Consider the following 26722-nt stretch of genomic DNA (forward strand, 5'->3'; position numbering starts at 1 on the left):
GTCCAGGGCCAGGAAGCCGGGCGGCAGGTCGGGCGGTGCGGGGTGGGCCAGCGCGGCGGCGAGGTCGTCGGCGGTGGCCACGAAGGCGGTGCCGGGCACGCCCAGCAACGGGCACATGTTGAAGTCGTTGGCGGCGGTCTGCACGATGAGGGGCAGCCGCTGGTAGGCGGCTTCCAGCGCCACGGTGGTGGAGTTGGCGGCCCATACGATGGTGCCAGGAACAAGCAGCTGGGCCACGGGCGTGTTCACCACCCGGGGCGCTCCGCCGGAAGGAAAGCGCGCGGCAAGGCGGCCTTCCACGGGCAGGTTGGGGTGCGGCTTGACCACCATGTCGTACCCGTCCAGCGTGCCTGCCCGTGCAGCCTCGGCCAGCACGTCGAGCTGGTTGTCGGTCTCGTCGGTGAAGAAGCTGGTGACCACGAGCAGGGTGGGCTTGCCGGGGGTGTCGCCCCGATCAGTGAGATCGGTGGGATCAGTGGGATCGGTGGCGGACGCGGTGGCGGACGCGGCGGGAGCCGCAGCTGCATCGGCAAGGTAGAGGTAGCGCAGCGCCTCGATTTCGCCCAGCCGTTCGGCGGGCATGCCCGCGTCGCGCATGTGGCCCAGCGCGCCCTGGCCGTTGCAGCACATGAGGTCGGGCAGGGTGGCGGCGGCGTCCGGCTCGGCAAAGGCGCGGGCGTCCTCGTAGTAGCGCAGGTCTGTGGGGCGCACGGTGGAATGCTGGGTGCCGTACACCGGGCCGCGCCGCGCCTCGTGCATGGCATGGGCAAGGGACTTTTCCCAGGGGTGGTTTTCCATGGGGAAGATGGTCCACTCCTGCGGCGCGCACACGGCGGCATAGCGGCGGAAGGCGGCGCGCATCAGGCGGCGTTGCAGCCCCAGCCAGCCGCGCGTGGATTCCGCCCAGTTGCGGGTCATGTACGGCCAGAAATCCATGCGCGAACCGGGCAGGCGGCACAGCCCGGCCACGTGGCGGGTCAGGCGCGCGGTGCGAAAGGCCATGCGGCAGTAGTGCGCAACTTCGCGGGCGATGGTGGCCGGGGTCAGGAATTCCTCTATGAAGTGAAAGGCGATGCCGTCCTGTCTGCGGGCGCGGAATTCGTCGCGCAGGCGGATGGCGTCGGCCAGCGAATAGTGCGGCGTGGGTTCGAAGATGAACAGCCAGGTCACCCCGTGCACGCCGCCCTGCTGCGGGTCCAGCGCATCGTGCAGGCTTTCCCAGTAGCGCGAGCGCAGGCGGCCCTGCTTGGCGGCCTGCACGTCGATGTTGGGAAAATAGGTGGCCACGGTGCCGGGGCGCGGGTGTGCGGGCATGCTTGCCTTGCCCGTGGCCTCGGGCGCGGCGGGCAGCAGGCGTTTTTCGCGCAGCAGCCACGCGCCAAGGCGCGCCACGGCCTGCACCGGGGCGGGCAGGCGATGGTACAGGGCGGCCAGCCGCTGTTTGGCAGAGCGGGGGGCGGCGGCTTGCGCATTTGCTTCGCTGCCGGTTTCCGCCTTGGCCGGATGCAGTTCGAACCGACGGCCCGTGGCCGCGCAGAAGCGCAGCAGGATGCCCGCCAGCACCGTGTCGTCGGTGACCAGGCAGACATGGTCGGCGCGGGCGTCCTCCATGACCAGTTCCAGCGCGCGCAGCTTGGTCACTTCGTACAGGTTGCGGCAGATCTTGGGATGCTTCTCGGCAAGCGTGGTGAACCACCAGTGCGAGAAGGTGTCGCCCACGGCCAGCAGTTCGCGCAGGTTGCGCGTGGAGCGTGCCGGACGGGTCAGCCCGGCCTCGTGCGCCCAGGTGACGTACTCGCGCCGGATGTCCGTGAAGTGCGCCTCTACCAGCGCGGGCACCGAAAGATGCCCGTGCGGCACGTTGCGCCGGGCCCAGTGGGCCACCACCGGGGGCAGGCCGTCGGATTCCGGTTGCGGGCGGGGCGGGGCGTCTGGTCCATCCAGCAGGATGAAGGTGGTCACGAAGGCTCCTTTGCGGCGGGTGCGAAAGGCACGGGGAGCCGCGCCGGTGTGGCGTGCGGCTCCCCGGCAAGATGCAGCGGTCGTTCCAGCTTTAGCAGAGGCCTTCCAGCCACGCATTAAGCCCCGTCAGGTCATGCCCCCACGGGTGCGGGGTGGCGGCAAAGGCTTCGCCCCGGCCATAGAACAGGGTGCCCACGGTTTCGGCGGCGGTCATGTCGGTCTTGGCGTCACCGATCATCACCACTTCCGCCGGGGGAACGGCAGCCTTTTCCACGGCGCGGCGCAGCACGTCGGTCTTGCCGGGCGGCGATCCGTAGATGGCCTCGAAGTATCTGGCCAGCCCGCGCTCGGTCAGGATGTGCACCAGTTCCTCGTGCGGTGCGCCGGAGCACACGTACAGCGGCACCCGGCCATGCCACGCGGTGATCACGTCGTGCGCGCCGGGCACCATGGGGGCGTTCAGCACGCCCTCGAAGGCATAGTCCGCGTACCTGCGGCCCAACTCGTCCATTTCGTCGGATGTGATTTCGCGGCCCAGCACTTCGGTGAACAGCCACTCGAACTTCTTGTAGCGGCTCACGCCGCCGTGCTCCATGTGGTAGGCCACCAGACGGTCGCGCGCGTCCGCGCCGAAGGGTTCGGCCACGCGGGCGAAGGCTTCGGTCTTCACGTTCACGCTTTCCAGGATGACGCCGTCGCAGTCGAAGACGATGCAGGAAAGGGGCATGGTACTCCTTGGTGATGGCCGCCCCGTCCGCACACTGGGGACGGGGCGGGCCATGGAAAACGGTATATGGCGCGGGGCAGGCCGTCGGAATGGGCGCCGACGGCCAAGGTCTGCCGCCGAGAGCCTTCGCCTGCGCTCCCTGCCGCTGTTTTCTGCCTACTTGGGCAGCGCGTCCAGCAGGTTGCGGATGGTGTCGGTTTCCATCTTCACGCGGGCTTCCACGGCGTACGAGCCGATGTGCGGGGTCAGGATGACGCTAGGCAGGTCGCGCAGGGGGCCTTCGTAGGGTTCCTTGGCGAACACGTCCAGCGCGGCCCCGGCCAGATGCCCGGAGGCCAGCAGCGCATGCAGGGCGGCTTCGTCGATGAGCCCGCCGCGCGCGGCGTTGATGACCCACGTGCCGGGGCGCATCAGGCCAAGGCGGCGTTCGTCCAGGATGTACCCGCCGCCTTCCGGCTTCGAGCAGTGCAGCGAGACGATGTCCGCCCAGGCCAGCAGGGCGTCCATTTCCATCTTTGCGTTGGTGTCGCTTTCGGCGAACGGGTCGGCAAAGGCCACCTCGCAGCCGAAGGCCTCGAACAGCTTGCCCGTGGCGCGGCCAATGCGGCCAAAGCCGATCAGGCCCACCTTCTTGCCCGCCAGCAGGTTGCCCATGCGCTTCTTCCACGTGCCCGCGCGCAGTTCGCGGTCCATGCGGCTGACAAGGCGCATCAGGTCCAGCGCGTAGCCCAGGGTCAGTTCGGCCACGGCCTGGGTGGGCGCGTCGGGCGTGTTGCGCACGGCAATGCCCAGTTCCGTCGCGGCGGCGCGGTCCACGCTGTCCATGCCGGTGCCGCAGCGCGAGATGACCTTCAGCTCCGGCAGGGCCTGCATCACCCTGCGGGTCAGCGGCTCCGTGCCCGCGGCTACGCCGATGCAGCCCTGCAACAGTTCTATGGCCTCGTCTTCGGTGATGGCGCGGCCCGTGGGGTTGAGCACGTACTCCATGCCCGCTTCGCGCAAAAGGCGCAGCGGTTCGTCGCTGAACTTGGCGAACGACGAGGTGGTGATGGCTACCTTCATGATTCGTTGTCCTTTGCCGGGGGCATGGCCCCTCGGCATGTCGCGCGGTATGCGGCGCGTGTCGGTTTCATTCTGATCTGCGGGGCGGCGCGGGGCTGCCTGACCGCCTGTTGTTTCGCGTGCTTGCCAGTTGTTTCGCGTGTTAGCCTGACGCTTCGCACTGCCGGCTAGGCCTCCGGAGGCGTAGCCGCCCGCTCGTGCACGCCGCGCTTGCGCAACGGTTTCGCGGGCACGCCGCCCACCACGGTGTACGGCTCCACGTCCCTGGTCACCACGGCCCCGGCCCCCACCACGGCCCCGCGCCCGATGTGCACGCCGGGGGTGATGGTGCAGTTGGCCGCGATCCACACGTCGTCCTCTATGGTCACCTCACCGTACTCGTGCCCCTGGAACATGATGGGCACGTCGGTGCGGTCGAAGCTGTGGTTGGCCGCGCGGATGACCGTGCCGGGGCCCACCGTCACGTGGGCGCCCATGCGGATGTGGCCCCCGTCGGCGTCCACCACCACGTTGACGTTGAGGGCCGCGTTCTCGCCCAGTTCCAGCGCACCGGTGCGGGCGTACAGGTGGCAGCCCTTGCCGATGCGCACGCCGTTGGCCAGCGCGATGTTGCGGCAGCCCTGCACCGTCACCGACTGGCCGAAACGCACCCGGCCGCAGTGGCAGAACAGCGGTTGCCACGCCACAAGGCGCGCGCCCACGCCGATGACGGTGGGAATCCACGCGAACAGCGAAAGCCAGAGTTCCTCGGCAGTGGCGGCAAGGCGCGACATGTCGGGCATGCGCGGCATGTGCGGCGTGGGCATGTCGGCTCCGTTACTTCGTGTAGACGAGGCGCAGGGAATCCTCGGCCATCATGTCCACCACGCGGGCGAGGTCTTCGGGGGTGTCCACGCTGAGGGTGCGCTTGTCGGTAGGCACCATGCGGACCTTTTCGCCGTGTTCGAGGATGCGCATCATGTCCACCGATTCGATGATTTCCAGCGGGGTTTCCTGCATGTCGTTGAACTTCAGCAGGTAATCGCGGCGGAAGGGGATGATGCACACCTGCTTCTGCATGGGCACGTCGGTGACGCCCTTCTTGCGCGAGGGAACCGCCTCGCGCGAGAAGTACAGCGCGTCGGAGTTCAGGTCCACCACCACCTTGACCTCGTTGGGATCTTCGAACTCTTCCACGGTTTCCATGCGGGCCATCAGGTTGGTGACGTTGACGGCGGGGTCGGCCAGCATGGGGGCGATGGCGGCGTCGATCATGTCGGGGGTGACCATGGGTTCGTCGCCCTGCACCATGACCACGATGTCCACGCGCTTGCCGGTGGTGGCCTCGATCTTCAGCAGGGCCTCGGCGGTTCGGGTGGTGCAGCGCACGTGGTGGTCGCCGGTCATGACGGCCTTCAGGCCCGCGCCTTCGGCGTAGTCCTGGATTTCCTGGTCGCAGGTGGCCACGTAGGTGGCGGTCAGGGTGGGGCTCATGGCCGTGCGGAAGGTGACGTGACCCACCATGGGCACGCCGTGGATGTCGGCCATGGGCTTGCCCGGAAAGCGGCTGGAGCCCATGCGGGCGGGGATGATGGCGACGATGTTCATGGCTGCTCCTTTGGCGGCGCGGTGCGCCGGGAAATGTCTGGTGTGGGTGAGGTGGAAAGGCGGGGAAAGGCCCGGCCTGTTGGATTGGTGGAGTGGCGCTCAGGGTGCTGCGGATACGCTGCTTGCAGAATCCGTCTTTCGCCGCCGGGCGGCGTTGGCTTGGCATTTTTGATGCTCACATACAGGAGTATGCTCCGCTCAAAAATGCCAATCCGCCTTGCCCGGCGACGAAACTCGTAATTCCTTGCATCGTCCCCGCACCAGCCTCCCGCAGCGGAAGACCGCTGCGGGGTATAAGGAAGAAAGGCAATTTTAGGACTGGGAAGAAAAAGCAGCGACCTTTCTGTGGGGGATGTGGGCGCGGCTTTGTTTCACCCTCATTTGAAAAGTTTTGGGGGGAGGGGTTCGGGGAGGGAGACCTTTTCCAAAAGGTCCCCTCCCCGATAGCTCTTCCTTTCCAAAATCTGCGGCCTGCGTCCTACTCCTCGCGGGGCAGCAGGTAGCCGCCCACGTCGTGCATGTCGGGGTGCAGTTCGCGGTGGACTTCTTCCATCACGCGCAGCACGCCCTGGCCGAGGTCTGTGGTCAGGTTGGGCACCAGTTTCTTGCCCACCTTGGGCATGAAGGCATAGGGCGTGACCTGGTAGTGGCCGCTGTTGGGGTCGTGCTGGTAGGCGACGTTCAGTTCCTTGCCCAGCATTTCGCCGATCATCTTGAACAGGTCGCCCACGCGCATGGGCTGGTTGCCGGTGAGCACGATGTTCTCGTTGGCGTATTCCGGCTTCAGCACTTCCACGGTGCACAGGGCGGCGTCTTCCACGTGGATGTATTCGCGCAGGGCGGTGGGACTGCCGTAGTAGGTGATGGCCCCGGTTTCCAGCGCTTCCGCCACGAAGCGGTTGATGGCGTTGCGGCGGTCGGCGCGGGGGCCGTACAGCGAACCGTAGCGCAGGATGGTGTAGTCCAGCCCGTGCATGGCCTGGTAGTTTTCGATGTACAATTCGCAGGCCTGCTTGCTGCACCGGTAGAACCCGCCGGACTTGCCGTACACGTACAGCGAACTGGCGAACACGTAGCGTGAAACACCGGCCTTGCGGCAGGCTTCCAGCAGGATGACGTTGCCCAGCACGTTGATGCGCGCGGTGTCCACGGGCTTGCGGTTGGCTTCGCCGATGTCGGCGATGCCCGCGAAGTTGAACACGGCGTCGGCCCCGGCGATGGCGGCGTCCACGGCGGTCTCGTCAAGGACGTTGCCGACAACCATGCGCTGGTCGCTGCGCAGGTAGGGCGAGGGGCGCAGGTCCACGATGGTGACTTCGTGCCCGGCGTCGGAAAGCTTGTCGCAGACGTGGGAGCCGAGGAACCCGGCCCCGCCGAAAAAGGTGATCTTCATTGTGCTGCATCCCTTCGGGGCTGTGCCCCATGCCGCCCGTGGGCGGGGTGGCCCGGCGCGCCGTTCCGGGGCGCGGTGCGGTCCGTATGGATTCGGTTGCTGTTGTGATGCGTGGGGCCGTGGCCCGGAGTGGTCCTGTCCTTCAGTCAGCGAAAGGACAAGTCAGGTGCCGGAACTACGCGGCACCGCCAGCGGGCGGACAAGTACAATTGCGGTACAAAAACACCGCATCAATGCACCACGCGATGAACCGGTAGCCTTCGCCAATGCGGCGCGCAAGGTCCGCCGTGTCGGGCTGCACGATGTGCAGGCCCATGGGCACGTCGTGGGCGCGCGCGGCGGCGGCGATGCGGTCCTGTGCGGCGAGAAAGTCCGGATGGTCGAACTGCGCGGTCAGCCCCATGGAGCCGGAAAGGTCGTACGGCCCCACCATGATGGCGTCCAGGCGCGGGTGGGACAGGATGGCGTCCAGGTTGTCCACCGCGCGGATGTGCTCGATCTGCGCCACGAACAGGGTGTCGCGTGCGGTTTCGTTCACGTAGGGCGTGAACTCGCGGCCAAACAGGTTGGCCCGGCAGTAGCCCACGCCGCGCACGCCGGAAGGGCCGTCGGTGCGGGGGTACAGCGCCCAGCCGATGGCGGCGTCCAGCTGTTCGCGGGTTTCGATCATGGGGAAGATCAGGCCCCGCGCGCCGGAATCCAGCGATGCCTTGATGTCGGTCAGGGTGGCTTCGGCCACGCGGGCAAAGGGCGCGGCCCCGCCAAGCTCGATGGCGCGGAAGGCGTCGGGCAGCTGGCTGCGGGTGAAGGCGGCGTGTTCCAGGTCCACGGCCACCCAGTCGTAGCCGGACCGGCCAAGGATTTCGGCCACGTCGGTGGAAGGAATCTGCATCCAGGTGCCGATGGTGGCTTCGCCTCGGCGCATCTTTTCCCGAATGTCGCGTGCGGTGATCATGGTGGTTGCGTTCGCGTGCGGTGCGGCGGCAAAGCCGCCGGATGGTGTGGGGCGGGCGCGGTGGCGTCCGTCGGTGATGTGAAAACCGCGCGGGCCGGGCTGCGCAAGGTCGCATAGGGTCGCGTCCCGTTGCATAAGGTCGCGTCCGGTTGCGCAAGGTCGCGTCACGGCCATGCTGTTGCTGCCGGTGCGCGCCCCGTAGCCCGTTGTCCCGTGGCCCCCGTGTGTGGGCCGCACCGCGCGGCCTGGCAGGGGGGCTTTTCAGGCGGTGGCAGTATATCCGCGCACGATGCGGGGTGCAATATGCCGGTAGTGGGCAAGAAAGGGGTGCCGATACTGTGTGAATGCGGCACCCCGGCCCGATTTTTCGGCAGGACGCCCCGCGCGGTTACGCCCCGGACTTGCGGAACCGCCCCAGCGCCCGCTTGGCCAGCCCGCGCAGGTCCTGCCGGGTAAGGCCCACCAGTTGCGGCACGGCCAGCACCGCCCCGCCCACCAGTGCGGAATAGATCACGCCGGAAACGAAGAAGCGCACGATGTCCTGCGCGTCCCCCAGCCCCGTGGCAATGGTCAGGCTGCGGCAGGCCCACGCCGCCCCGGCCAGAAAGGCCAGGCACAGCGCCTGATGCGCCACGTTGCGCAGGTAGTTCAGCGGGATGATCCGCGAACTCATCCACAGCATGAAATTGACCGACAGGAACTGGACCAGCACCGTCTTTACCGCAAGGCCCATGGCCCCAAGCCCGAAGCCGAACTTGTCCGCCGGGGCCAGCAGCAGCCACGACAGGCCGAAGCCCAGTATGTACTCCGTCACCGCCATGTTGCGCATGGTGCGGGTGCGGCCCGTGGCGTAGAACACCGACCCGGCAAGCTGCCCGTAGGCCTGGTGCACCGGGTACAGGGCCATGATCTGCACCGGCAGGATGGCCGCCGCGTAGTCCGCCCCGCCGAAGATGCGCACCACCGCCGGGGCCTCCATGGCCGTGAAGCACGAAAAATATCCCGCCACCGTGAACAGCAGCGGCGCAAAGCGGTCCATCAGCCTGCCCATTTCAGTCCGGTCGCCCTTGCCCCAGGCAATGGACAGTTCGCGCATGACCAGCGGCGTCATGGCCGAAACGAACAGGAAGCAGGCCATGCCCACCTTCTGCGACAGGGCAAAGAACCCCTGCTGCGCGCTGCCGTTGAAGGTTTGCAGCAGCCAGCGTTCCGCCACCAGAAAGACGGTGGACGCCAGCGCCTGCACGAACAGCGGCGTGCTGTAGTCCGCGAATTCGCGCGTGTAGGCCCGCCGCTCGTCCTTGGGCATGCGGAAGGTCACCGTGGGCCAGCACCCGCGCAACACCATGGCGTACCCCACCGCCAGTGCGATCAGCGTCGCGTACTGGTGCGCGAACAGCGTGCCCATGTTCAGCCAGCCCAGCAGGAACAGCGCCAGCAACGCCCCCACGCTGGCGAGGTTCAGCACCGTGCGCGAAATCTCGCTGGACACCGTCACCCCCAGCGCGTCGTTCATGGAGCGCAGCACCCGCCCCCACCACGACAGGAACGCCCACAACGCCGCCAGCGGCACGATCCACGCGGGCACGTCTGGCAGCAGCCACTGCCCAAGCCCCGGCACGTACGCCGACAGCGAGAACAGCATGGTGATGGCCAGTACCAGCGCCGCCACCCGCACGTAGAACGACACCAGCCCGAATTCCTGCTGCCGCCGCGACAACGCGTTGTAGAAGCAGGTGGAGGTGCCCATGTCCAGGAAGCCCGCGAACTGCTGGAACATGTTCGTGGCAAAGCTGTAGTTGCCGTACCCCGTGGGGCCCAGGGCGCGCGGCAGCACCGCCTCCATGGTCAGGTACACCGGGATGGACGCCACGTTCGCCAGCAGCTTGAACGCGTATCGCTTGGCAAGGGTTTGTTGGGTCATGGGGTGGGGCTGGTTGGGGAAGAGTTACCGGGATAAGGGACCCTTTAAAAAGGGTCTCCTTCCCCCGGACCCCCATCCCCCCAAACTTTTCAAATGGGGTGATGGGAGCGGGAAATATGTCATGCGTATGATGCGCGAGCGCATACACCGCATCGGGGAAAAAGGGAACGAGGGCGACGCGGGGGGCTACGGCAACTGCCGCACCACGCGGGCGGGCGTGCCAGCCACAAGGGTGGCGGGGGGCACGTCGCGGGTGACCACGCTGCCCGCGGCCACGATGGCCCCGTCGCCGATGGTCACGCCTTTCAGGACGATGCAGCGCATGCCCAGCCAGACGTCGTCGCCGATGGTCACGCCGCGGTCGCGCTCGAAGGCCGGGGTGGTCAGGCGCGTTTCCGGCGGCCACGGCGCGTGAAAGTCGGAATCGGTGATCACGCAGTTGGGGCCGATCATGGTCCCCTTGCCGATGCGGATGGTGCGCGAGCGGGCGGTGATGGCCGTGCCGTTCATGGTCACGCCGTCGCCGATCAGGATGGCGGCGCTGCCCGCAAAGGTGCGCAGCCGGGTGGGCGCGTGGATGGTGGCGGACGTGCATCGCCGGGACGAGGAGATGATGCCCACCCCGCGCCCCAGTTCGATGCGGCTGCCCGGCCAGCGTTGCAGGATGATGGCGCCGCAGCACTCGCACCCGCCGCCCAGTCGCACGCCGAACAGCGCGGCCTTCAGCCGCATGCGCACCGTGCCCCACAGGCAGGATGCGGTGCGGTGCACGGCCATGCAGCCGTAGGACACGATGTCGCGCGGGGTCAGCCCCTCTTCGCGCACCTTGCGCAGCGCCTTGGTGATGAATCCGCCCATGTCCCCGACCTTTGCGCGTTCTTTTCGCGCCTGCTTTCCGCATACCCCAACTGAAAAGTTTGGGAGGGGTGGGGGTGCGGGGGAGGGGACACCCTTTCCAAAGGGTGCCCCTCCCCCGCAAATTTCCCGGTTTGTTTTCTTTTCTTACAACCCGCGCAGCGCGTCCAGCCAGATGCCGTTGATGCTGCAGGGGGTGGTCATGGCGTACTGGGCGCACCAGTTGCGGCGGGCCTGCTGCACGGCTTCGCTCTGCCACCAGCCCTGCACGTCGGGCCAGACGCGGCAGATGTGCGCGGCGGCGGCGTCGGGCGTGGCGTGGTGTATGCCCACGGCGGCCAGTTCGGCCAGGGCGGCGGCGGTTTCGCGCCCCACGCGCCAGTGTTCGGGGTTCCAGAACAGCACGGTGGGGGTGTTGGCGGCCATGGCCAGTTCCAGGGTGGTGCCGTGGTGGTCCAGCACCAGCAGGCGGCAGCCCAGCATGTGCTCGTCAAGGCTCCCTTCGCAACGGCGCACGTCGGCAAAGCGGCGCAGCACCCACGGGCCGTCGTCCAGCCCGCTCATGGTCTGGAAATAGGGTCGGTACAGGGCGGATGCGCGCACGTGGTCGGGCAGGGCGGCGAGAAAGCGCGCCTTGTCGCGGCGGTAGTCCAGCCATTGCAGCGGCTGTGGGCGTGAATCCAGCCGGTAGGAGAGCAGGCTCATTTCCGCGCCCACAAGCACCAGCGCGCCGGTGCGGTCGGCGTGGCTGTCCTTGATGCGGTCCAGTTGGGCGTGCGGCAGGGGCACGTAATTGCCCCGGAACGGCGCGTGGCTGGTCCAGCCCCAGGTGACGAAGGCGTGCTGGCGGTACTCGTAGAAGGGCACCACGGCGGATTCGCGGATGTGGCCGTAGTTGCCGCCGTGCTGGATGAACACCAGCCGCGTCCCGGCGGCGCGGTCCAGGGCCACGCGCATGCGGTAGGCGTCGTCGTGGTACGAGGCCACGTTGACCACGCGGGTGCGCGGGCGGCGCTGCCGCACGGTGCGGGGCAGACGCTGCTGGCACAGGGCGCGGGGGATGGACGGCAGGATGATGTCGTCCGGTTCGAAGCGCCACACCGGCATGCGGCCCTTGAGCTGGGCCAGTGGGATGGTGCGGTCCTCGCAGGTGCGCGGCCCCAGCAACGCCATGGAAAATGCCAGCGATTGCAGGGTGGAAAAGCCCTTGATGCGCGGAAACGGCAGCGCGTACAGCAGCCGCCGCGCAAGGCTGCGCAGGCCGCCTTCGGCGGGTGCGCCGGAATGGCGGGTTACCGGCTCGGCATGCACGGCCCGCCAGGCGGCGGGCAACTGCGGTTCGAGGATGCGCGAGAACACCCACCAGTTGAACAACTGGTCCTGCGCGCCCGCAAGGATGAACTGGTGGCTGTCCTCGAAGGAAAAGGCGCAGTCGCCCGGCAGCAGGGGGACGTCCAGCTCTTCCGTGCCCCACAGGCGGATCATGTCCTGCACGCGGCGCTGGCGCTCGTGCAGCATCTGGCAGCACAGGGTCAACCACGGGTACAGGGTCAGGTCCCAGAAGTCGCGCGGCAGGTCGGCGCCATGGTGCGCGCCAAGGCGCAGGGCAAGGTCCGGGATGCGCGAAATGGCGTAGCTGTTGGCCTCGTCGATGGCGGCGGCCACCTCGTCGCCGCTGGCGTACGGGTCGGGGCCGAAGGTGAAGCGGGTGTCCCAGTCGGGAAAGGCGTCCTCGCGTCCGTGAAAACACCACGGTCCGGCCATCAGGTGGGTGTCGGGGGTGGCATCGTCGGGGGCGACGGCAAGGACGAGGGTACGGCGTTGGGTCATGTGCGGCTGCGCGCGGGGCGCGGTGTTTCGTGAAGGCCCGGCGGGTGCGGCGAGCGGTGCCGGATGTCGGCCCGCCAGCCCTTCGGGCGGTCAGGTGCGTTGCGCGGGTTGCGCGGAAAACGGAAGATGCCTGGTCACGATCGGGCCGCGGGCCGGTTCCGGGTTCGGCACGGGCCGGGGAATGCCCGGCCCGCATGGCCGCTGCCGGTTATTCCAGATGGCTCCACTGGAGCACGGTGTCTTCCGCGATGTCGGCGCGGGCGCGCTTGCCGAGCACCGCGTCGATCTCGCGCGGGCTCACGCCGTGGGCCGGGCGCTTCCAGGTCAGGTCGTCGCGGGTGATCACGGCGCCCGCCGCAATGGGCCGCGCCGCCACCAGGCTGCGCCGGGCGTTGCGTCGGGCCGGGGCCTCGGATTCCAGCGCGGAGATGGTGAACAGGCCCACCATGGGCAGGATGCGGTCGAGCGAGGCGTTGAAGCGCGCCAGATCGTCCTTGTCCATGGCGTGGTAGTGGTCGTTGCCGGGCAGGGTCTTGTCGTGGGTGAAGTGCTTTTCAAGGATGCGCGCGCCCAGCAGGGTGGCCACTTCGAGCACCTTCATGTCGCGGGGCAGGGTGTGGTCCGAGTAGCCGATGACGTGCTGCGGAAAGTGCTGGCGCAGCGCCGGAATCATGCCGAGCGCCGCGTTCACGTCGTCCGTGGGGTAGTTCAGCACGCAGTGCAGCAGGGCCAGCGGGTTGCCCTTGGCCTCTATCCATTCCACCGCCTCGGCGATCTCGTGCAGGTGCGCCGCGCCCGTGGACAGGATGATGGGCTTGCCGAACCCGCACATGAACTCGATGAACGGCTTGTTGGTGATGTCCGACGACGAGATCTTGTACACGTCCATCATGTCGTTCAGGAATTTCGCCGACTCCACGTCGAACGGCGTGGACATGAACTCGATGCCCGCACTGTCGCAGTGCTTCTTCAGCGCCTCGAACTCGCCCTTCCAGAACTTGTCGTGCCGGGTGAACAGTTCGTACTGGCTCCTGGTCGGCTCCTTGGTGGTGTCCCAGTAGGCCGGGGAATCCTTGGACGCCAGCGTGGCCGCCTTGTACGTCTGGAACTTGATGGCGTGCGCGCCGCCCGCGCAGGCCTCGTCCACCAGACGCCGGGCAATGTCCATGCTGCCCTCGTGGTTCACGCCCGCCTCGGCAATGATGTACGGACGCTGGATGCCCGCGCTGCGTGCGCAGGCAGGCTTGCTGCTGAATATTTCGGTCAGGCGCATGGTCGTGCTCCTTGTGGTGTGGTCGGATGATTGATTTTCCGGGGGAAGGGACCCTTTGTAAAGGGTCGCCTTCCCCCGGACCCCCATCCCCCCAAACTTTTCAAAGGGGGTGGGCCGGGGAAAGCTGTGTTGCGGTTTGGATTACCCTGTTGGTGAAGGAACCGGGCGGGTTTCCACGACTCTGATGCAACGGGCCAAAAGAAAGTTTTTGGGGAAGGAGGGAGGGGGTGCGGGGGAGGGAGGAAGCCCCTTTTGCAAAAGGGGCTTCCTCCCTCCCCCCGCGTAACGTCTCCCCGCTTGCCCTCTCATTACCCCTTGGGCGGAAAAAGGGCCACGATCTCTTCGGGGGTGATGTCCGGGTGGATATCCAGCAGGGCGAGGGCGCGGTAGTCTTCGGGGGTATCCATGTCCAGCTTCAGGTCCGGGCGGCGCAGGGCGGGATTGGCCGGGTCGAAGGTGCGGATGCGGTACTGGTCGGGGTTGTCCCAGATGTACGACAGGCAGTGCTCGCGGTGGGCGGGCAGGGTTGCCCTGGCCGCGATGTCGGCCAGCAGCGCGTAGGACAGGGTCTCCGCGCCCAGGCCGTCGGGGTAGCTGTTGCCTCGCGGGATGTGGTTGTACGCGTAGTCGCAGGCCCCGGCGGCGTTTTCGCTGCGCCAGAAGCGGATCAGGTCGTCGATGGCCGGGCCCCAGATCAGCGGGTTGTCGGCGCAGATGCGCACCACCTGCTCCGCGCCGTGAGCGGCGCCGGCCAGACGAAAGCGTTCCAGTACGTCGTCTTCCGGCCCGCGGAACACGGCCACGCCCTGCCGCGCCAGGTGGTACTCCAGCACGTCGTTTTCGGGCCGGTCGGAAGTGGCCACGACCACCTCGTCGATGAGCTGCGCCTTGCGGGTGCGGCGCACCACCCAGTCGATGACGGGCAGGCCGTGCAGCGAAAGCATGGTCTTGCAGGGCAGGCGGGTGGACCCCAGGCGGGCCTGGATGAGGGCGACGGTTCTCATGCGGAATCTCCGTGCGGGCCGCGCGGCGTGCCGGACCGGTTGGGCGTGTCTGACGCGCCAGCGGCTGCGGGCACCACGGGCACAACGTGCGTGCCCGACAAGGGGACGCCAGTGGAAGCCGTGGATGCGGGGGGCGCCGCGTGCGCGGTCACAACCCCTTCCACGCTGGCGGACTGCTCGATGAGCGCGCTGCGCAGGTCGAAATCCGGGCCGAAGGGCAGTTCGTCGATGTACGACGGCCTGCGCGGCGCGGTGCCGCCCTGCGCGGGGGCCAGCAGGGCGCCGATGCGCGCCACCACCCCGGCCTTGTTGCGGGTGAAGTCCAGCCGCTGCATGCGCTGGTGCAGGGTGCGGCGAAAGCCTTCGTCCAGCATGCGGGTGAAGGCCCGGCGCAACGCCCCTTCGCGGAAGGGATGCATCACGCCGAGGTAGGCGAAGCCGTTGCGGGCGCGGGCAAAGGTGTGGCGCGCCTCGCGCTCGTGGTGGGCCATGACGATGGCGGGCACGCGCATGTGCGCCAGTTCGTACACGGTGCGCCCGGCGGAACAGATGGCGATGTCCGCCCCTTCCATCTTGCGCGACATGACGTTGGTGGCGTGGGTGAATTCCACCAGCGGCGAGCTCAGGGCATCCACGTGCGCCTGCATGGCCTCGCGGTGGGCATAGCCCGGCCCGGCCACGATGCTGATGGCAATGCCCCGCTCGCGGCACAGCGGCTCTATGACGTCCAGGGTACGCCGGGTGAAGTCGGAATGGTCGGTGCCGCCAAAGGTGACCAGCACCCGCTGCGGTTGCGGACGGAACGGGTTGCGTTCACCGGCGATGAATTCGTCGCGCAGGCAGAAGTAGCGGTGGCCGTAGAGCAGGCGCGGGTCTTCGTGCTTTTCCTCGTACAGGGCGTTGACCACAAGGTCTGCGTGGGCAGCGCCGGGGCCTTCGTCCTCGAAGTTCACGGTGCGCACCCCGGCGGCCTTCAGGCGCAGCATGTAGTCCGCGTCGGTGTCCAGAATGTCGTTGACTACCAGGTCCGGTGCAAGGCGTAGCACGTCATGTGCGAGCCCGGGTGCGAGCCCGGGTGCAAGCCCGGCGGCAAGATCATCCGCCTGCTGGATGTAGGTGCGGTAGTCGCGCGCGGCGATGTTCTTCACCGCAAGCTCGCTGTCGCGGGTGCACAGGAAGGTGATCTTGTGGTCGGAAATCTCGTGGGCCAGCATCAGGGCGCGGAACACGTGCCCCATGCCGATGGCAGGATACCCCGCCACCACGAACACTATGTGCCGCCGCTCCAGCAGCTTTTCGCACAGCCACCAGTCCTGGTAGCTGTTGATTTCGATGGCCCGGTCGTTGAGGAAATAGGGCATCACGCGCGGGGTGGCGCCGGGGGCCAGGGCGGATGCGCGCAGCATGACCAGCGCCTTGCTTTCCACGTAGACTTCGCGGCTGGGGGACGCGTGACCGGCGACCCCGCCTGACCCGTCAGATCCGGCGGGCGTGTTGCCTGCGCTTGCGTCGCCTTCCTGCCCGTCTTGCGGGCCACCATCCGCCCCGTCATCCGCTCCGTCATCCGCAAGGATGGCGTCCAGGCTGCCGTCGCGCTTTTCCCATACCCGCTGGCGGATGCTTTTCACCGTCACCAGCACGTCCGCGCCTTCGTTCCGGAAGCGGTCGAAGGCGTCGTCGATGTCGTGGCCGGTCAGCAATGGGCAACTGGCCCGGTATATGACGAGGTACGGATAGGTGGCGGCCAGATCATCCAGCACGCCGCGCAGTTCGCGCACGATGTCCAGCGAGGTGAAGCGCAGGCTGGCGTTGTAGTGGTGGCGCACGCCGTTGCGCTCGCAGACAAGGGCTATTTCCTGGCTGTCGGTGACCACCACGATGTCCGCCGCCTCGGCCACGGACCGGGCCGTGTCGATGGCGCGCTGGATCAGGGTCACCCCGGCCAGCCGTTTTACCAGCTGGTCGGGGATGACCGCATTCTTCTTGATGGCGGGAATGACGATGCAGCGCCGGGGGGCGGTCATGGTGCCGCTAACCCTTGCGCAGCCCGTCGAGCACGTCTTTGGTGGCGGCAAGCATGTGGTCGAATTCCGCCTCGGTCAGCCAGTGCTGGAACGGGAAGGAGATCATGTTGTCGAAGAACGTGTCGGCGTTGGGGCAGTCCGCCGCGCCGTAGCCCAGGCGCTGGTAGAACGGATAGCGGTTCAGCGGGTAGTACTGCACCACGCACTTCACGCCCTTGTCGTTGAACATGGTGCGGATGAACGCATCGCGGTTGCCATTGGTCATGCGCGCGGCCAGCAGGTGGTAATTGTGCCGGGTGGTGTCCACCCGGTGGAATTCCAGCTCCGGATAGTCGGCCAGCGCGTCGATGAAGCGCACGGCGCGCTCGCGCTTTTCCGCATTGATGCGGTCGATGCGCTCCAGCTGCTTGATGCCCAGCGCGCACTCGATCTCGCCGATGCAGTAGTTGTTGGGCCACAGCATCTCGCCGTCGATCATGGGCACGTCCACATTGCCCATGGCGGGCACCCAGTAGTCGGGCCGCTCGTAGTCGAAGCCGCAGTGGCCGTTGTGGCGCAGCGCGGGCACCAGTTTGGCCAGTTCCGGGTCCTGCACCACCAGCATGCCGCCCTCGCCCAGCGTGGTCAGGTTCTTGTGCGAGTGGAAGGAATAGATGGCGAAGTCGCCGAAGCTGCCGGACATCTTGCCGTCCACGTCCGCCCCGATGGACTGGGCCGTGTCCTCCACCACCAGGATGCCGCGCGAGCGCGCCAGTTCCATGATGGCGGGCATGTCCGCCACATAGCCGTACAGATGCACCACCACGATGGCCCTGGTGCGCGGGGTGAGCACCTTTTCGATGCTTTCCGCCGTCACCACGCGGGTCTTCAGGTCTATGTCCGCCCACACCGGCTTCGCGCCCTTCTTCAGGAACGGGTACGCCGACGCCGTGAACGTGTGCGAGGGAATGACCACCTCGTCGCCCGGCTTGAACCGGCACAACTGCGCCGACAACTCCAGCGCCGATACCCCGTTCATCACCGCAAAGCAGTGCTCCACGCCCAGGTACTCCGCGAACTTGCGCTGGAACTCCTGCATGTACCGGCCCTGGGTCAGGGTCTCGGCCGTGCGCATGGCCTCGGCCACCACGGCAATTTCGTCCTCCGTATAGTAGAGGGCGCGGCCGCTGAAATTCACCTTGATATCCATCTGTCCATGCTCCTGCAACGAGAACTGGATTTGCATGCGGGGCTCTGCCCCGCGCCCCGCAAGGGGTCCGTGACGCCTTGCGATCGCTATCCGTAATGTTCGCGCTACGCGCTCACATAACGGCTGCCGTCCCTTGACCCCTTATGCCTGTCCGTACCGCACTGCGTGCGATACGGGCAGGATACGGGCAAGGTGAGGGGGCCAACTGTGCGGTGGTTGTTTTTCCAGTACCGCCAGCATGGTTGCCCATGAGAAAAGTTTTGGGGGGAGGGGGCCGGGGAGGGAGACCCTTTTGCCTCAGCCGTTAGGTGAGCGCAGGGCGCGAACCTTACGGATGAGGACCGCAACGCGTCAAAAGGTCCGCTCCCCGGTAGAAATCCTTCCCGGCCCTACATGGCCTTGAACAGCGAGATGACCTTCTCGTCGGTGAGGATCTTGCGGAAGTCGGGGCCAAGGGCGTTGGTGAGCGGCTTTTCGTGCACCACGGACGAGGCCACCAGGGCCTTCATCTGGTCATCGGAAAGGTTGGCGCACAGGCCCTTGGGCAGGTTGACGCCCTGGCGTTCGATCATCCGGGCGTACTTGGGGTAGTCTTCGGGGTAGAATTCGCCCAGCACGCTGAGGGCGTAGCAGTTGGCGATGCCGTGGTGGGTGTGCAGCACCACGGAGAGGCCGGCGGAAATGGGGTGGATGACGCCCACGTTACCGGCGCTCATGCCGCCGAGGTACGAGGCGATCATCATCTTTTCCAGGTTTTCCTCGGCCATCATGTCGTCGGAGAGAAAGATTTCCTCGCACATGTCCACGGCCTTCTGGGCCAGGGCATCGACGATGACGTTGCGGTAGCTGCCCCGCAGCGATTCGATGCAGTGCATGTAGGTATCCATGCCGGTGTAGAAGTACTGGTCGCGCGGCACGGTGCGGGTCAGTTCCGGGTCCAGCAGCAGCTGGTCGTACATGGTGATGTCGCTGTTCATGCCCAGCTTGATGCCGCGCTTGGCGTTCAGCAGCACGCAGGTGCGCGAGCATTCTGCGCCGGTGCCGGACAGGGTGGGCACGCCGATCTTGTGCGGGGCGGGGTTCTTGACGAGATCCCAGCCCTGGTAGTCCGCGGCCTGGCCGGGGTTGGTGAGCATGTTGGCCACGGCCTTGCCCACGTCCAGGGTGGCGCCGCCGCCGATGGCAACGACGGTGCAGGGCAGGCGGTTGTCATGGGCGCGCGTGGCGGCGGCAAAGTCGTCGATCTGCTCGGTGGTGGGCTCACTGGTGGTGTCCACGAACAGTACGAGGTCGCCGTCCTTCTTGGGCAGGCGGCCTTCCAGCTCGCGCCCCCGGAAGTAGTGGTCCACGAAGAACACGGCGGGACCTGCCACGGCGGCGCGGCGCGCGTCCACAAGGTCGCCCAGCTGGGCGAAGGAACCCTTGCCGAGGATGTAGAAGGGAACGTTCTTGGTATTGCGGTACATGGTGGTCTCCTGGGGGTTGAGCGGAAGGTACACCGCGCCGCGCATTCTAGGCGGATTCGCGGGGGCGGGCAAGATGCCCGGAAATATGTGGGGCAGGCGGTTGACCGGGGAAATGCCCCGGCGGCGCGGCGTGCGTAAAGGACCGGCCCGGCGGACCGGGGACGCGGAGAAGGCAGGACGGTGCGGGGGTATGCATGGGGGTGGCCGGCGATGCCGGGCGGGGTGTGGCCGCGTGCTGCCGCCGGGGGTGCCCGGTGGAACGGAGTGGATGGGACTCGCGACGGATGCAGCAGTAAGGATTCGGCGTGCCAAAGTCAATGGGAAAGGGGCCGGTGCAGCGCACAATGCTGGCCTTGGCCGCGCGGGTATGGCAGGGGAGTGGTGGAATGGAACATTCAACAGTCATAGGGGAGGATGCATGAACGACGACGGCAATACCATGACCCGGCGCAACCGGTCCGCCGCGCGCGGGCTTTCGGCGCTGGTGACGCTGCTGGTGCTGGCGGCGCTGCTGGCCGGGTGCAGCGAAAAGCTGCAACTGTACCGGCCCGGCGCTCTGGCCATGGTGACGGGCACGGTAACCTTTCGCCAGCGCATCCTGCTGCCGCTTTCGGTGCAGGGCGAGGTGCGGCTGCTGGACGTGACAGACGGCGGGGAAGGGGTGGAGCTGGCCCGCGTGGAACTGCCTGCGCCGGTGCGGGTGCCCGCGCCGTACCGCATCGACTTCGACGCCGCGCGCATCGACCAGCGCCGCAACTACGTGGTCGAGGCCACCCTGTTCGAGCCGGGCACGGGCGGCGGGCCGGGCCGGGTGTGGTTTCGCACCGCGGCGCCGCAGTACGTGCTGACCCACGGCAACCCGATCTATCTGGAGCTGATGCTGGAGATGACCCGATGAGCGGGACCGTGCCGGAAGAACACACCGGCATGATCCGCTGCCCGTGGGCGCGCACGCCGGAGGAAACCGCCTACCACGACACCGAGTGGGGCGTGCCCGTGCGCGACGACCGCATCCACTTCGAATTCCTGGTGCTGGAGGCGGCGCAGGCCGGGCTTTCGTGGCTGACCATCCTGCGCAAGCGCGAAGGCTACCGCCGCCTGTTCGCCGATTTCGACCCCGCCGTGGTGGCCCGGTACACCCGGGCCGACGTGGAACGGCTGCTGGGCGATGCCGCCATCGTGCGCAACCGCCTGAAGGTGGAGGCCGCCGTGCACAACGCCGGGCTGTTCCTGGACGTGCAGGCCCGCCACGGCAGCTTCGATGCGTTCATCTGGAACTTCGTGGATGGCCGCCCGGTGTGCAACCAGTGGCGTGAACTGGCGCAGGTGCCCGCCACCACGCCGCTGTCGGACACGGTGTCGAAGGAGCTGAAGCGACTGGGCTTCAAGTTCGTGGGGTCCACGGTCATCTACGCCCACCTGCAGGCCACGGGGCTGGTCAACGATCACCTGACCAGTTGCTTCCGCCATGCCGAGGTGGCGGCGGAGCGCCGGGGGCGGATGGGATAGCCTGGAATGGACAGGGGCGGGGCGGCCAGGCAGGGCTGCCTTTCGGGCAGGCGGTGCGGGGTGCGTCGGGCGAACCGGGCAGGCCCGGCCATATCCCGGCTGGGGCTAGGCCTGACCTGCGGCCTGCGGCTGGTGGCGCAGGCGTACTTCCGCGGCCGTGGCCGCCAGTGACGCGACAAAGTCGCCGCTGCCCAGGGCGCTGGCGAACATGGCGTCGGGCAGGGCGCCTATGGCGCGGGCGCAGGCGGTGACCACCTTCTTGCGCAGCATGAAGTCCGGATTGATGGAAAACGCCACGTCGCAGCCGTGGATGGCGGGCAGGTACCGGCGGGGGCAGTACAGTTCCAGAATGCCGTGTTCGTACAGGTAACAATACAGCGCGAACCTGTTGATGCCCGTGCGCGGCACGAGGTTCTTGCGGCGCTGGGCGCGCTTGTAGCTGTTGTAGTCCGCCTGGGTGCTGGGCGGCGTGCCGAGGTCCAGTATACGGCCCTCCGATGCATAGCAGACGAGCAGGAAGCGGGCCAGCTTGGCCCGGTGCGAGTAGTCGGCGTCTTCCTCGCCGTACAGGCCGTAATCCTCGTTCCAGTAGCCAAGGACGTTGAACACGTCGCGCGAGATGGCCGTGGCCGAGCCCGTCAGGCTGCGCCGGGTGGCGGTGACCGTTCGCCCGCTGCGCAGGGTGACGTCGTACAGCGCCGCCTGCGGCGTGCCCAGTCGCGGGCCCAGAAAGGCCACCTCCGGATCGGCCGACCACAGGTCGAGGATGTCGAGAATCCACCGGGGGTCGGTCACCTCGATGTCGTTGTCCAGTTTCATGTACAGCGGCGTCGGGCATACGTCGAACCCGAAGTTGGACGCGCAGGATACCCCCATGTTCTTGCGCAGCAGGTACAGGTGGTCGATGACGCCGTGTTCGTGCAGCTTCATCAGGAATTCGCGCGTGCCATCCGTGGAGCAATTGTCCACCACCGTGAGCCGCGACGGAACGTGCACATGCCGTTTCAGGGAAAAGATGCAGCGTTTCGTCAATTCCAGGCGATTGAACGTGGGGATGGTGAAGTTGACGGCGGGGGAGTCCATCGCTGCTCCGTGGGCGGTCGCCCGCGATGCCGTTGCCCCGGACGCCCCGCCCCGTACGCCGGGAGGGGCCGCCTGAGGGTGCACTTTCCGGATTCGTAGCGCAGCACGGCGGGGCAGGCAATAGCATTACTCGTATTTGCTGGTTCTTGTGGCCCCTTGCCGGGCTTGGCGACGGGGTGTGTCTTGCCAGTGCGGAAATTGATGTCTATAATTATTTGCATCGCTTTTATCTATAGAAACACCAAGGAGTTAGTGGAATTCATGATCACGCTTACCGACCGTGCCCGCACGGAACTTGATGCCTATTTCTCCGACAAGGAACGCAGCCCCATCCGCGTCTACCTGGCCCCCGGCGGCTGCAGCGGTCCGCGCCTGGCCCTGGCCCTGGACGAGCCCGGCGAAGAAGACAAGGTGTTCGAGCCCGGCGGCTACACCTTCTGCGTCAATGGCGCGTTGCTGGAACAGTCCGGCGCCATCAACATCGACCTTGGCTCCATGGGCTTTGCCGTGACCTCCGAAGTGCAGCTTGGCGGTGGTGGCGGTGGTTGCAGCGGGTGCGGGAGTTCCAGCAGCTGCTGCGGCTAAGGGCAGCACCCCAATTGTCCTTTCGCCCCGTTGGCGTCCGACCCGAAGGGCGCGAAGCATGCCCGTCAAGCGAGCTTGCGAGCTTTACGGGGATCGTGCGCAGAGCGGTCAAACTTCGCCTGCCAAGGCTCTGCAGTCCTTGTCCGTGAGGTTCGCTTCGCTCCCCTAACGGCTAAGGCTCGGTCGAATACGACAAGAATACGCTCTGCGGTCGCCAGCCGTAAGGTTCGCTTCGCTCGCCTAACGGCTGCCGCACTCCCTCGTGGCGGGCTCGTTTTCCTTGCCAACGGACGAAAATCCTATTGGGGAGCAGCCCCTGGCGCTCTGCCTCTTGGCTGATCGCTTCAGCATGGCGGGAGAACGAAAATCCCGTCGCGACAGGGCGCGAGCGTATTCTTGCTTCTGCCTTGGCGTGAAGAACGTGCACGGGGCCGGATGTTACGTCCGGCCCCGTGTTGTTTTTCTGGGTAGCGAGAGGTGTAGCTGCGTCAGGCGTATTGGCGGGCTCGCCGTCACTGCTTTGGGCACACCCGTCCGCTCCGCCCTTGCACCCCGCGGCGCAGGGGAGTAGGTAACCGCCCTTGTGGGCGGGCGCGGGTGCGCCGCCCGGCAGCAACGTCACTGCATCGGATCATCACGGCATCGCCGCGACAACGCCACAAACGAGGGCATTCGCCATGCGCAGCATCGCCGTGTATTGCGGCTCCAATTTCGGTAGGGGCGACGGCTACCTGAAGGCCGCCGTGGCCCTTGGGCAGACTTTGGCGGCACAGTCCATCCGCCTGGTTTACGGCGGCACCACCAAGGGCCTCATGGGCGTGGTGGCCGACGCGGCCCTGCGCGCCGGGGGCGAGGTGCACGGCGTGATCACGGAAAAACTGGTGGAGCGCGGGCAATTGCACGAAGGGCTGACCAGCCACGACGTGGTGCCCGACATGCGCAGCCGCAAGGCCCGCATGGCCCGGTTGGCGGACGGCTTCGTGGCCATGCCCGGCGGCATCGGCACGCTGGAGGAACTGTTCGAGATCTGGGTGGAAGGCCAGCTCTACCCGCCAGCGCGGCCCATCGGGTTGCTGGACGTGGGCGGTTTCTACGGGCCGTTCTTCGGCATGATCGACCACATGATCGAAGAGCGTTTTTTGCCCCAGGGACACAGGGACATGGTCATGGCCCACGCGGACCCGTCCCGGCTGGTGTCTGCCATGCGCGCATATACCCCGGTAACCGTGGAGAAGTGGGGGCTGTAGCCCCGGCGATTTCGCGCAGTCGGTCAAAGCCCGCCAGCGGACCGGGCACCCGGTCCGTTTCCGGGCGTGACGGGCTGTCGAGGGGGCGGTACAGGTCATGCCCCAAGGCCGCGCCAACCCGTTACGACCCTGCCGTTCCTCGGGGAGCGGCAGGGTTGTTGCGCGTGGCGGCTTCGTGATGCGCCCCCCCCCGGCGGGCGGGCCGCCGTCCGCATGCCTTCGCAGCGTGCAAGCCGGGGACGGCGCTGCGGTGCGCCCTCAGCGGCAGTTATCCATGGAGCGGCGCAGTTCCTCGCGGTCCATGTTCAGAGGGGGCTCGAACTCCACGCCCATTTCGTTCCCCCGGTACCAGCGGGTGTGGTAGGGGATGTTCTGCAGGTGCCCCGGCTCGTTCACGGTGGCGTGCAGGTACATGCCCCTGCCGGGGCCGCCCAGGTCCGCGCCGCCGCCGTACACCAGCAGCCGGGCGCCCCCGGTGCTCACGTCCAGCAGCCGTGCCTTGTACTCGTGCTCGCCGTAGCGGATGCGGCACGGGTAGTCGTATTCGTCGGTCGCGAGATTGATGCGGAAATGTTCCCTGCGATCATCGACGGGATCTTTCATGACGTATCCCTCCGTGCTGAGGGCCCGGGGCCGCGAAATGCGACGTTCTTGCGCGCGTGGCGGCGTGTCGACCCTGTCCGTGCGGCTGGCGCGAACGCCGTGGGGGATGACGGACCATGGAGGAGGGAGCAGGCGCGGGTCGGCAGGCGTTGCGGCCCGGATGGGGGAGCGGGCCGGTGGAGGCGGAGAGGGTGGGGACGCGCAAGGGCCACCATATGGTTACATGGTATGACGTGTCGCCCGCTGGGGCAATGGCGCGGCCCCCACGGATGGCGCGACGGGCGCAGGTTATCATGCCCGAAGGCTAACAGCCCGTGGCGGTTGATGGCGCAACGGCAGACGGAGCAGGGACGGAGCAGGGGCAGGCACGCGCAGGACGTGGGCAGGCCCGAGAGGTACAGACGGACACAGAGGGAGTGGCCGAGGGCAGGCGGGGAAGACGGGGCGGAAACGAAGCCGGGCCGCCGGTTTCCCGACGGCCCGAAATGGAGCCCTTGAGCAGGATTGAACTGCTGACCTCGTCCTTACCAAGGACGCACTCTACCGACTGAGCTACAAGGGCAGATCTTTGCGCAGCTAGTGCCGCAAGGGGCGCGCGGGCATGAGCGGCCCATCGCGTGCGGCGGTCGGTTGACTAGCCTGTTTCGCCATCGCCGTCAAGCCGTGCAGAGAGGGAACGCTTCTGGTGCGCGGGGCGTGGGGCAGGAGGGCGACGCACGGTGTTGCCGGGCGCCTGCACTGCAATGCATTGTACGGATGTCGCGCTTCCATGTGCTGGTCGTGCAGTCAATCCACATCTGCCCGCTTGACCTGTTGCGTCAACTGCGGCATAAAGTTGCGTACCCATAGTCTTCCAGGCTTTTTCCGCATCTCCAACGCAAGGACGATAGCCCCATGCGCCGCACCGCAGCCACCGCACTTCCGAACGCCACCGGCCTACAGGCCCCGGTATTCGTAGCGGTCGTCGTACGCGTAGTACGTCGCGTCGCGCCGTAGCCGGGGCAGGTCTCAGCAGCAGAGAACAGTCCAACCCCCGTCGGCGCGAGCCAGCGGGGGTTGTCGTTTTTCCGCGACGCGGCGGAAATGGCGCACCCTCTCCCGGCTCCGCCCGGACACCAGAAGGAGCGCACATGCCAGCCCAGCCCACACCACCCAGCGCAACAGGCACCCCCCCCGGCACCCCCCGGAACGCCGCACCCGACGCCGCACCCGACGCCGCACCCGACGCCGCGCCAGCCCCTCGAAAGCGCCAGTCCAACGGCGCGGACCTGGTCATCCGCCTGCTGGAGCGGCAGGGCATCGACGTCATCGCGGGCATTCCCGGCGGGGCCAACCTGCCCCTGTACGACGCCCTTGGCAGGGCCGGTTCCATCCGCCACGTGCTGGCCCGGCACGAGCAGGGCGCGGGCTTCATGGCCCAAGGCATGGCCCGCGTCACCGGGCGTCCCGCCGTGTTCTTCGCCACCTCCGGCCCCGGCGCCACCAACACGCTGACCGCAATTGCCGACGCCAAGCTCGATTCCGTGCCCGTGGTGTGCATCACCGGGCAGGTGCCGTTGGGCCTGGTGGGCAGCGACGCCTTTCAGGAGGTGGACATCTACGGCATGTCCATTCCCGTGACCAAGCACAACTTCCTGGTGCGCTCGGTGGAGGAACTGGCCGAGGTGATCCCCGCCGCCTTCCGCATTGCCGCGTCGGGCCGCCCCGGCCCGGTGCTGGTGGACATTCCCAAGAACGTCCAGATGGCCCCGGTGGATCAGGCCGTGTTCGACAATCCTCCGCAGCCGGGCCAGCCCGCGCCACCCCCTGCGCCCGACCCGGCGGGCATATCCCGCGCCGCCGGGCTGCTGAATGCCGCCAAACGCCCCATGCTGTATCTGGGCGGCGGCGTGGTGGCTTCCGGCGCATCGGACATGGCCGTGCAACTGGCCGAACGGGCCGGGCTGCCAACGGTGATGACCCTGATGGCCCTCGGCGCCATGCCTGCCGGGCATCCCCTGTCCCTCGGCATGCTGGGCATGCACGCGGCGCGGCATACCAACCTGCTGCTGGCCGAATGCGATGTGCTGCTGGTGGCCGGGGCCCGCTTCGACGACCGGGCCGTGGGCAAGGCAGAGCGTTTCTGTCCCCAGGCCACCATTATCCACATCGACATCGACGAGAGCGAACTGGACAAGATCCTGCCGGTGCACTGCGGCATTACCGGCGACGTGGGCCTGGCCCTGGCCGAACTGCTGCCCCTGCTGCGCCCCCGCGCGGAAGCCGGGCGAGAGGCATGGCTGACCCGCGTGGAGGAATGCCGCCGCCGTCATCCCTTCGTCATGCCCGGCGCGGACGACCCGCGCACGCCGTACGGGCTGATCCGCTGCGCCGCCGACGCCGTGGACCACGACGCCATCGTGGCCACCGACGTGGGCCAGCACCAGATGCGCACCGCCCAGGCC

Annotated in this window: 22 protein-coding genes and 1 tRNA gene; 5 read left to right on the forward strand and 18 right to left on the reverse strand. The window is 67.4% G+C overall.

Annotation, left to right across the window (positions count from 1 at the left end; genetic code table 11):
* From FVW20_RS01090 to FVW20_RS01160, 15 genes are all read right to left on the reverse strand, one after another.
* Positions 1–1962: TIGR04326 family surface carbohydrate biosynthesis protein (locus tag FVW20_RS01090; protein ID WP_196607928.1), on the reverse strand; the 1962-nt coding region annotated here is incomplete at its 3' end.
* A 91-nt stretch (positions 1963–2053) separates the two neighbouring features.
* Entirely contained in the window at positions 2054–2689 is a 636-nt protein-coding gene (locus tag FVW20_RS01095; RefSeq protein WP_196607929.1) for an HAD family hydrolase, read from the reverse strand.
* Between the two features lie 156 nt (positions 2690–2845).
* Positions 2846–3751 carry a phosphoglycerate dehydrogenase gene (locus FVW20_RS01100; RefSeq protein WP_196607930.1) on the reverse strand — a complete coding sequence of 302 codons (906 nt, stop codon included), beginning with the start codon at positions 3749–3751 and terminating at the stop codon, positions 2846–2848.
* Positions 3752–3918: 167 nt separating this feature from the next.
* A complete protein-coding gene (locus tag FVW20_RS01105; RefSeq protein WP_196607931.1) occupies positions 3919–4557 on the reverse strand; it encodes an acyltransferase in 639 nt (212 codons plus the stop codon).
* A gap of 10 nt (positions 4558–4567) precedes the next feature.
* Positions 4568–5338: a 3-deoxy-manno-octulosonate cytidylyltransferase gene (kdsB, locus tag FVW20_RS01110; RefSeq protein ID WP_196607932.1), complete on the reverse strand. Its 771-nt coding sequence runs from the start codon at positions 5336–5338 to the stop codon at positions 4568–4570.
* Positions 5339–5816: 478 nt separating this feature from the next.
* A complete protein-coding gene (locus FVW20_RS01115; protein WP_196607933.1) occupies positions 5817–6731 on the reverse strand; it encodes an NAD-dependent epimerase/dehydratase family protein in 915 nt (304 codons plus the stop codon).
* A gap of 175 nt (positions 6732–6906) precedes the next feature.
* The gene (locus FVW20_RS01120) at positions 6907–7686 is read right to left on the reverse strand and encodes an HpcH/HpaI aldolase family protein (protein WP_196607944.1); all 780 of its coding nucleotides are present in this window, start codon (positions 7684–7686) and stop codon (positions 6907–6909) included.
* Between the two features lie 388 nt (positions 7687–8074).
* Positions 8075–9610, reverse strand: a complete 1536-nt coding sequence (locus tag FVW20_RS01125) for a lipopolysaccharide biosynthesis protein (protein WP_196607934.1) — start codon at positions 9608–9610, stop codon at positions 8075–8077.
* Positions 9611–9796: 186 nt separating this feature from the next.
* Positions 9797–10468 carry an acyltransferase gene (locus FVW20_RS01130; RefSeq protein WP_196607935.1) on the reverse strand — a complete coding sequence of 224 codons (672 nt, stop codon included), beginning with the start codon at positions 10466–10468 and terminating at the stop codon, positions 9797–9799.
* Between the two features lie 144 nt (positions 10469–10612).
* Positions 10613–12295 (reverse strand): LIC12162 family transferase, encoded by a 1683-nt coding sequence (locus tag FVW20_RS01135; RefSeq protein WP_196607936.1) that lies wholly within the window; start codon positions 12293–12295, stop codon positions 10613–10615.
* 208 nt (positions 12296–12503) lie between these two features.
* A complete protein-coding gene (locus FVW20_RS01140; RefSeq protein WP_196607937.1) occupies positions 12504–13568 on the reverse strand; it encodes an N-acetylneuraminate synthase family protein in 1065 nt (354 codons plus the stop codon).
* 308 nt (positions 13569–13876) lie between these two features.
* Positions 13877–14572, reverse strand: coding sequence for a cytidylyltransferase domain-containing protein (locus FVW20_RS01145; RefSeq protein ID WP_196607938.1), 696 nt, complete (start codon positions 14570–14572; stop codon positions 13877–13879).
* Positions 14569–16596 carry a cytidylyltransferase domain-containing protein gene (locus tag FVW20_RS01150; protein ID WP_231038759.1) on the reverse strand — a complete coding sequence of 676 codons (2028 nt, stop codon included), beginning with the start codon at positions 16594–16596 and terminating at the stop codon, positions 14569–14571. Before FVW20_RS01150 ends, FVW20_RS01145 begins: the two co-directional genes overlap by 4 nt.
* A gap of 7 nt (positions 16597–16603) precedes the next feature.
* Positions 16604–17785 (reverse strand): DegT/DnrJ/EryC1/StrS family aminotransferase, encoded by a 1182-nt coding sequence (locus tag FVW20_RS01155; protein WP_196607945.1) that lies wholly within the window; start codon positions 17783–17785, stop codon positions 16604–16606.
* 389 nt (positions 17786–18174) lie between these two features.
* Complete coding sequence (locus FVW20_RS01160; protein WP_196607939.1) at positions 18175–19251, reverse strand: iron-containing alcohol dehydrogenase family protein; 1077 nt, start codon at positions 19249–19251, stop codon at positions 18175–18177.
* Positions 19252–19669: 418 nt separating this feature from the next.
* Between FVW20_RS01160 and FVW20_RS01165 the strand changes: the two genes are divergently transcribed.
* Positions 19670–20149: a YbaY family lipoprotein gene (locus tag FVW20_RS01165; RefSeq protein WP_196607940.1), complete on the forward strand. Its 480-nt coding sequence runs from the start codon at positions 19670–19672 to the stop codon at positions 20147–20149.
* Positions 20146–20760: a DNA-3-methyladenine glycosylase I gene (locus FVW20_RS01170; RefSeq protein ID WP_372434956.1), complete on the forward strand. Its 615-nt coding sequence runs from the start codon at positions 20146–20148 to the stop codon at positions 20758–20760. Before FVW20_RS01165 ends, FVW20_RS01170 begins: the two co-directional genes overlap by 4 nt.
* Before the next feature lie 105 nt (positions 20761–20865).
* Here FVW20_RS01170 and FVW20_RS01175 read toward each other — a convergent pair whose 3' ends face one another.
* On the reverse strand, positions 20866–21843 hold the full coding sequence (locus FVW20_RS01175) for a glycosyltransferase (RefSeq protein ID WP_196607941.1): 978 nt from the start codon (positions 21841–21843) through the stop codon (positions 20866–20868).
* Positions 21844–22104: 261 nt separating this feature from the next.
* Between FVW20_RS01175 and FVW20_RS01180 the strand changes: the two genes are divergently transcribed.
* On the forward strand, positions 22105–22428 hold the full coding sequence (locus FVW20_RS01180) for an IscA/HesB family protein (protein ID WP_012613004.1): 324 nt from the start codon (positions 22105–22107) through the stop codon (positions 22426–22428).
* Between the two features lie 677 nt (positions 22429–23105).
* The gene (locus FVW20_RS01185; RefSeq protein ID WP_196607942.1) at positions 23106–23675 is read left to right on the forward strand and encodes an LOG family protein; all 570 of its coding nucleotides are present in this window, start codon (positions 23106–23108) and stop codon (positions 23673–23675) included.
* 258 nt (positions 23676–23933) lie between these two features.
* Here FVW20_RS01185 and FVW20_RS01190 read toward each other — a convergent pair whose 3' ends face one another.
* Positions 23934–24278, reverse strand: coding sequence for a PilZ domain-containing protein (locus tag FVW20_RS01190; RefSeq protein ID WP_196607943.1), 345 nt, complete (start codon positions 24276–24278; stop codon positions 23934–23936).
* A 486-nt stretch (positions 24279–24764) separates the two neighbouring features.
* Positions 24765–24840 (reverse strand) — tRNA-Thr (locus FVW20_RS01195).
* Positions 24841–25408: 568 nt separating this feature from the next.
* Here FVW20_RS01195 and FVW20_RS01200 point away from each other — a divergent pair.
* Positions 25409–26722: thiamine pyrophosphate-binding protein (locus tag FVW20_RS01200; RefSeq protein WP_231038760.1), on the forward strand; the 1314-nt coding region annotated here is incomplete at its 3' end.

It is taken from the genome of Nitratidesulfovibrio oxamicus (genome assembly GCF_015731765.1).
In the GTDB taxonomy this organism is placed as follows: domain Bacteria; phylum Desulfobacterota; class Desulfovibrionia; order Desulfovibrionales; family Desulfovibrionaceae; genus Cupidesulfovibrio; species Cupidesulfovibrio oxamicus.

Coding starts and splice junctions, on each gene's coding strand:
- FVW20_RS01095 (WP_196607929.1), bottom strand. CDS start 2,689: ATGCCCCTTTCCTGCATCGTCTTCGACTGCGACGGCGTCATCCTGGAA.
- FVW20_RS01100 (WP_196607930.1), bottom strand. CDS start 3,751: ATGAAGGTAGCCATCACCACCTCGTCGTTCGCCAAGTTCAGCGACGAA.
- FVW20_RS01105 (WP_196607931.1), bottom strand. CDS start 4,557: ATGCCCACGCCGCACATGCCGCGCATGCCCGACATGTCGCGCCTTGCC.
- kdsB (WP_196607932.1), bottom strand. CDS start 5,338: ATGAACATCGTCGCCATCATCCCCGCCCGCATGGGCTCCAGCCGCTTT.
- FVW20_RS01115 (WP_196607933.1), bottom strand. CDS start 6,731: ATGAAGATCACCTTTTTCGGCGGGGCCGGGTTCCTCGGCTCCCACGTC.
- FVW20_RS01120 (WP_196607944.1), bottom strand. CDS start 7,686: ATGATCACCGCACGCGACATTCGGGAAAAGATGCGCCGAGGCGAAGCC.
- FVW20_RS01125 (WP_196607934.1), bottom strand. CDS start 9,610: ATGACCCAACAAACCCTTGCCAAGCGATACGCGTTCAAGCTGCTGGCG.
- FVW20_RS01130 (WP_196607935.1), bottom strand. CDS start 10,468: ATGGGCGGATTCATCACCAAGGCGCTGCGCAAGGTGCGCGAAGAGGGG.
- FVW20_RS01135 (WP_196607936.1), bottom strand. CDS start 12,295: ATGACCCAACGCCGTACCCTCGTCCTTGCCGTCGCCCCCGACGATGCC.
- FVW20_RS01140 (WP_196607937.1), bottom strand. CDS start 13,568: ATGCGCCTGACCGAAATATTCAGCAGCAAGCCTGCCTGCGCACGCAGC.
- FVW20_RS01145 (WP_196607938.1), bottom strand. CDS start 14,572: ATGAGAACCGTCGCCCTCATCCAGGCCCGCCTGGGGTCCACCCGCCTG.
- FVW20_RS01150 (WP_231038759.1), bottom strand. CDS start 16,596: ATGACCGCCCCCCGGCGCTGCATCGTCATTCCCGCCATCAAGAAGAAT.
- FVW20_RS01155 (WP_196607945.1), bottom strand. CDS start 17,785: ATGGATATCAAGGTGAATTTCAGCGGCCGCGCCCTCTACTATACGGAG.
- FVW20_RS01160 (WP_196607939.1), bottom strand. CDS start 19,251: ATGTACCGCAATACCAAGAACGTTCCCTTCTACATCCTCGGCAAGGGT.
- FVW20_RS01165 (WP_196607940.1), top strand. CDS start 19,670: ATGAACGACGACGGCAATACCATGACCCGGCGCAACCGGTCCGCCGCG.
- FVW20_RS01170 (WP_372434956.1), top strand. CDS start 20,146: ATGAGCGGGACCGTGCCGGAAGAACACACCGGCATGATCCGCTGCCCG.
- FVW20_RS01175 (WP_196607941.1), bottom strand. CDS start 21,843: ATGGACTCCCCCGCCGTCAACTTCACCATCCCCACGTTCAATCGCCTG.
- FVW20_RS01180 (WP_012613004.1), top strand. CDS start 22,105: ATGATCACGCTTACCGACCGTGCCCGCACGGAACTTGATGCCTATTTC.
- FVW20_RS01185 (WP_196607942.1), top strand. CDS start 23,106: ATGCGCAGCATCGCCGTGTATTGCGGCTCCAATTTCGGTAGGGGCGAC.
- FVW20_RS01190 (WP_196607943.1), bottom strand. CDS start 24,278: ATGAAAGATCCCGTCGATGATCGCAGGGAACATTTCCGCATCAATCTC.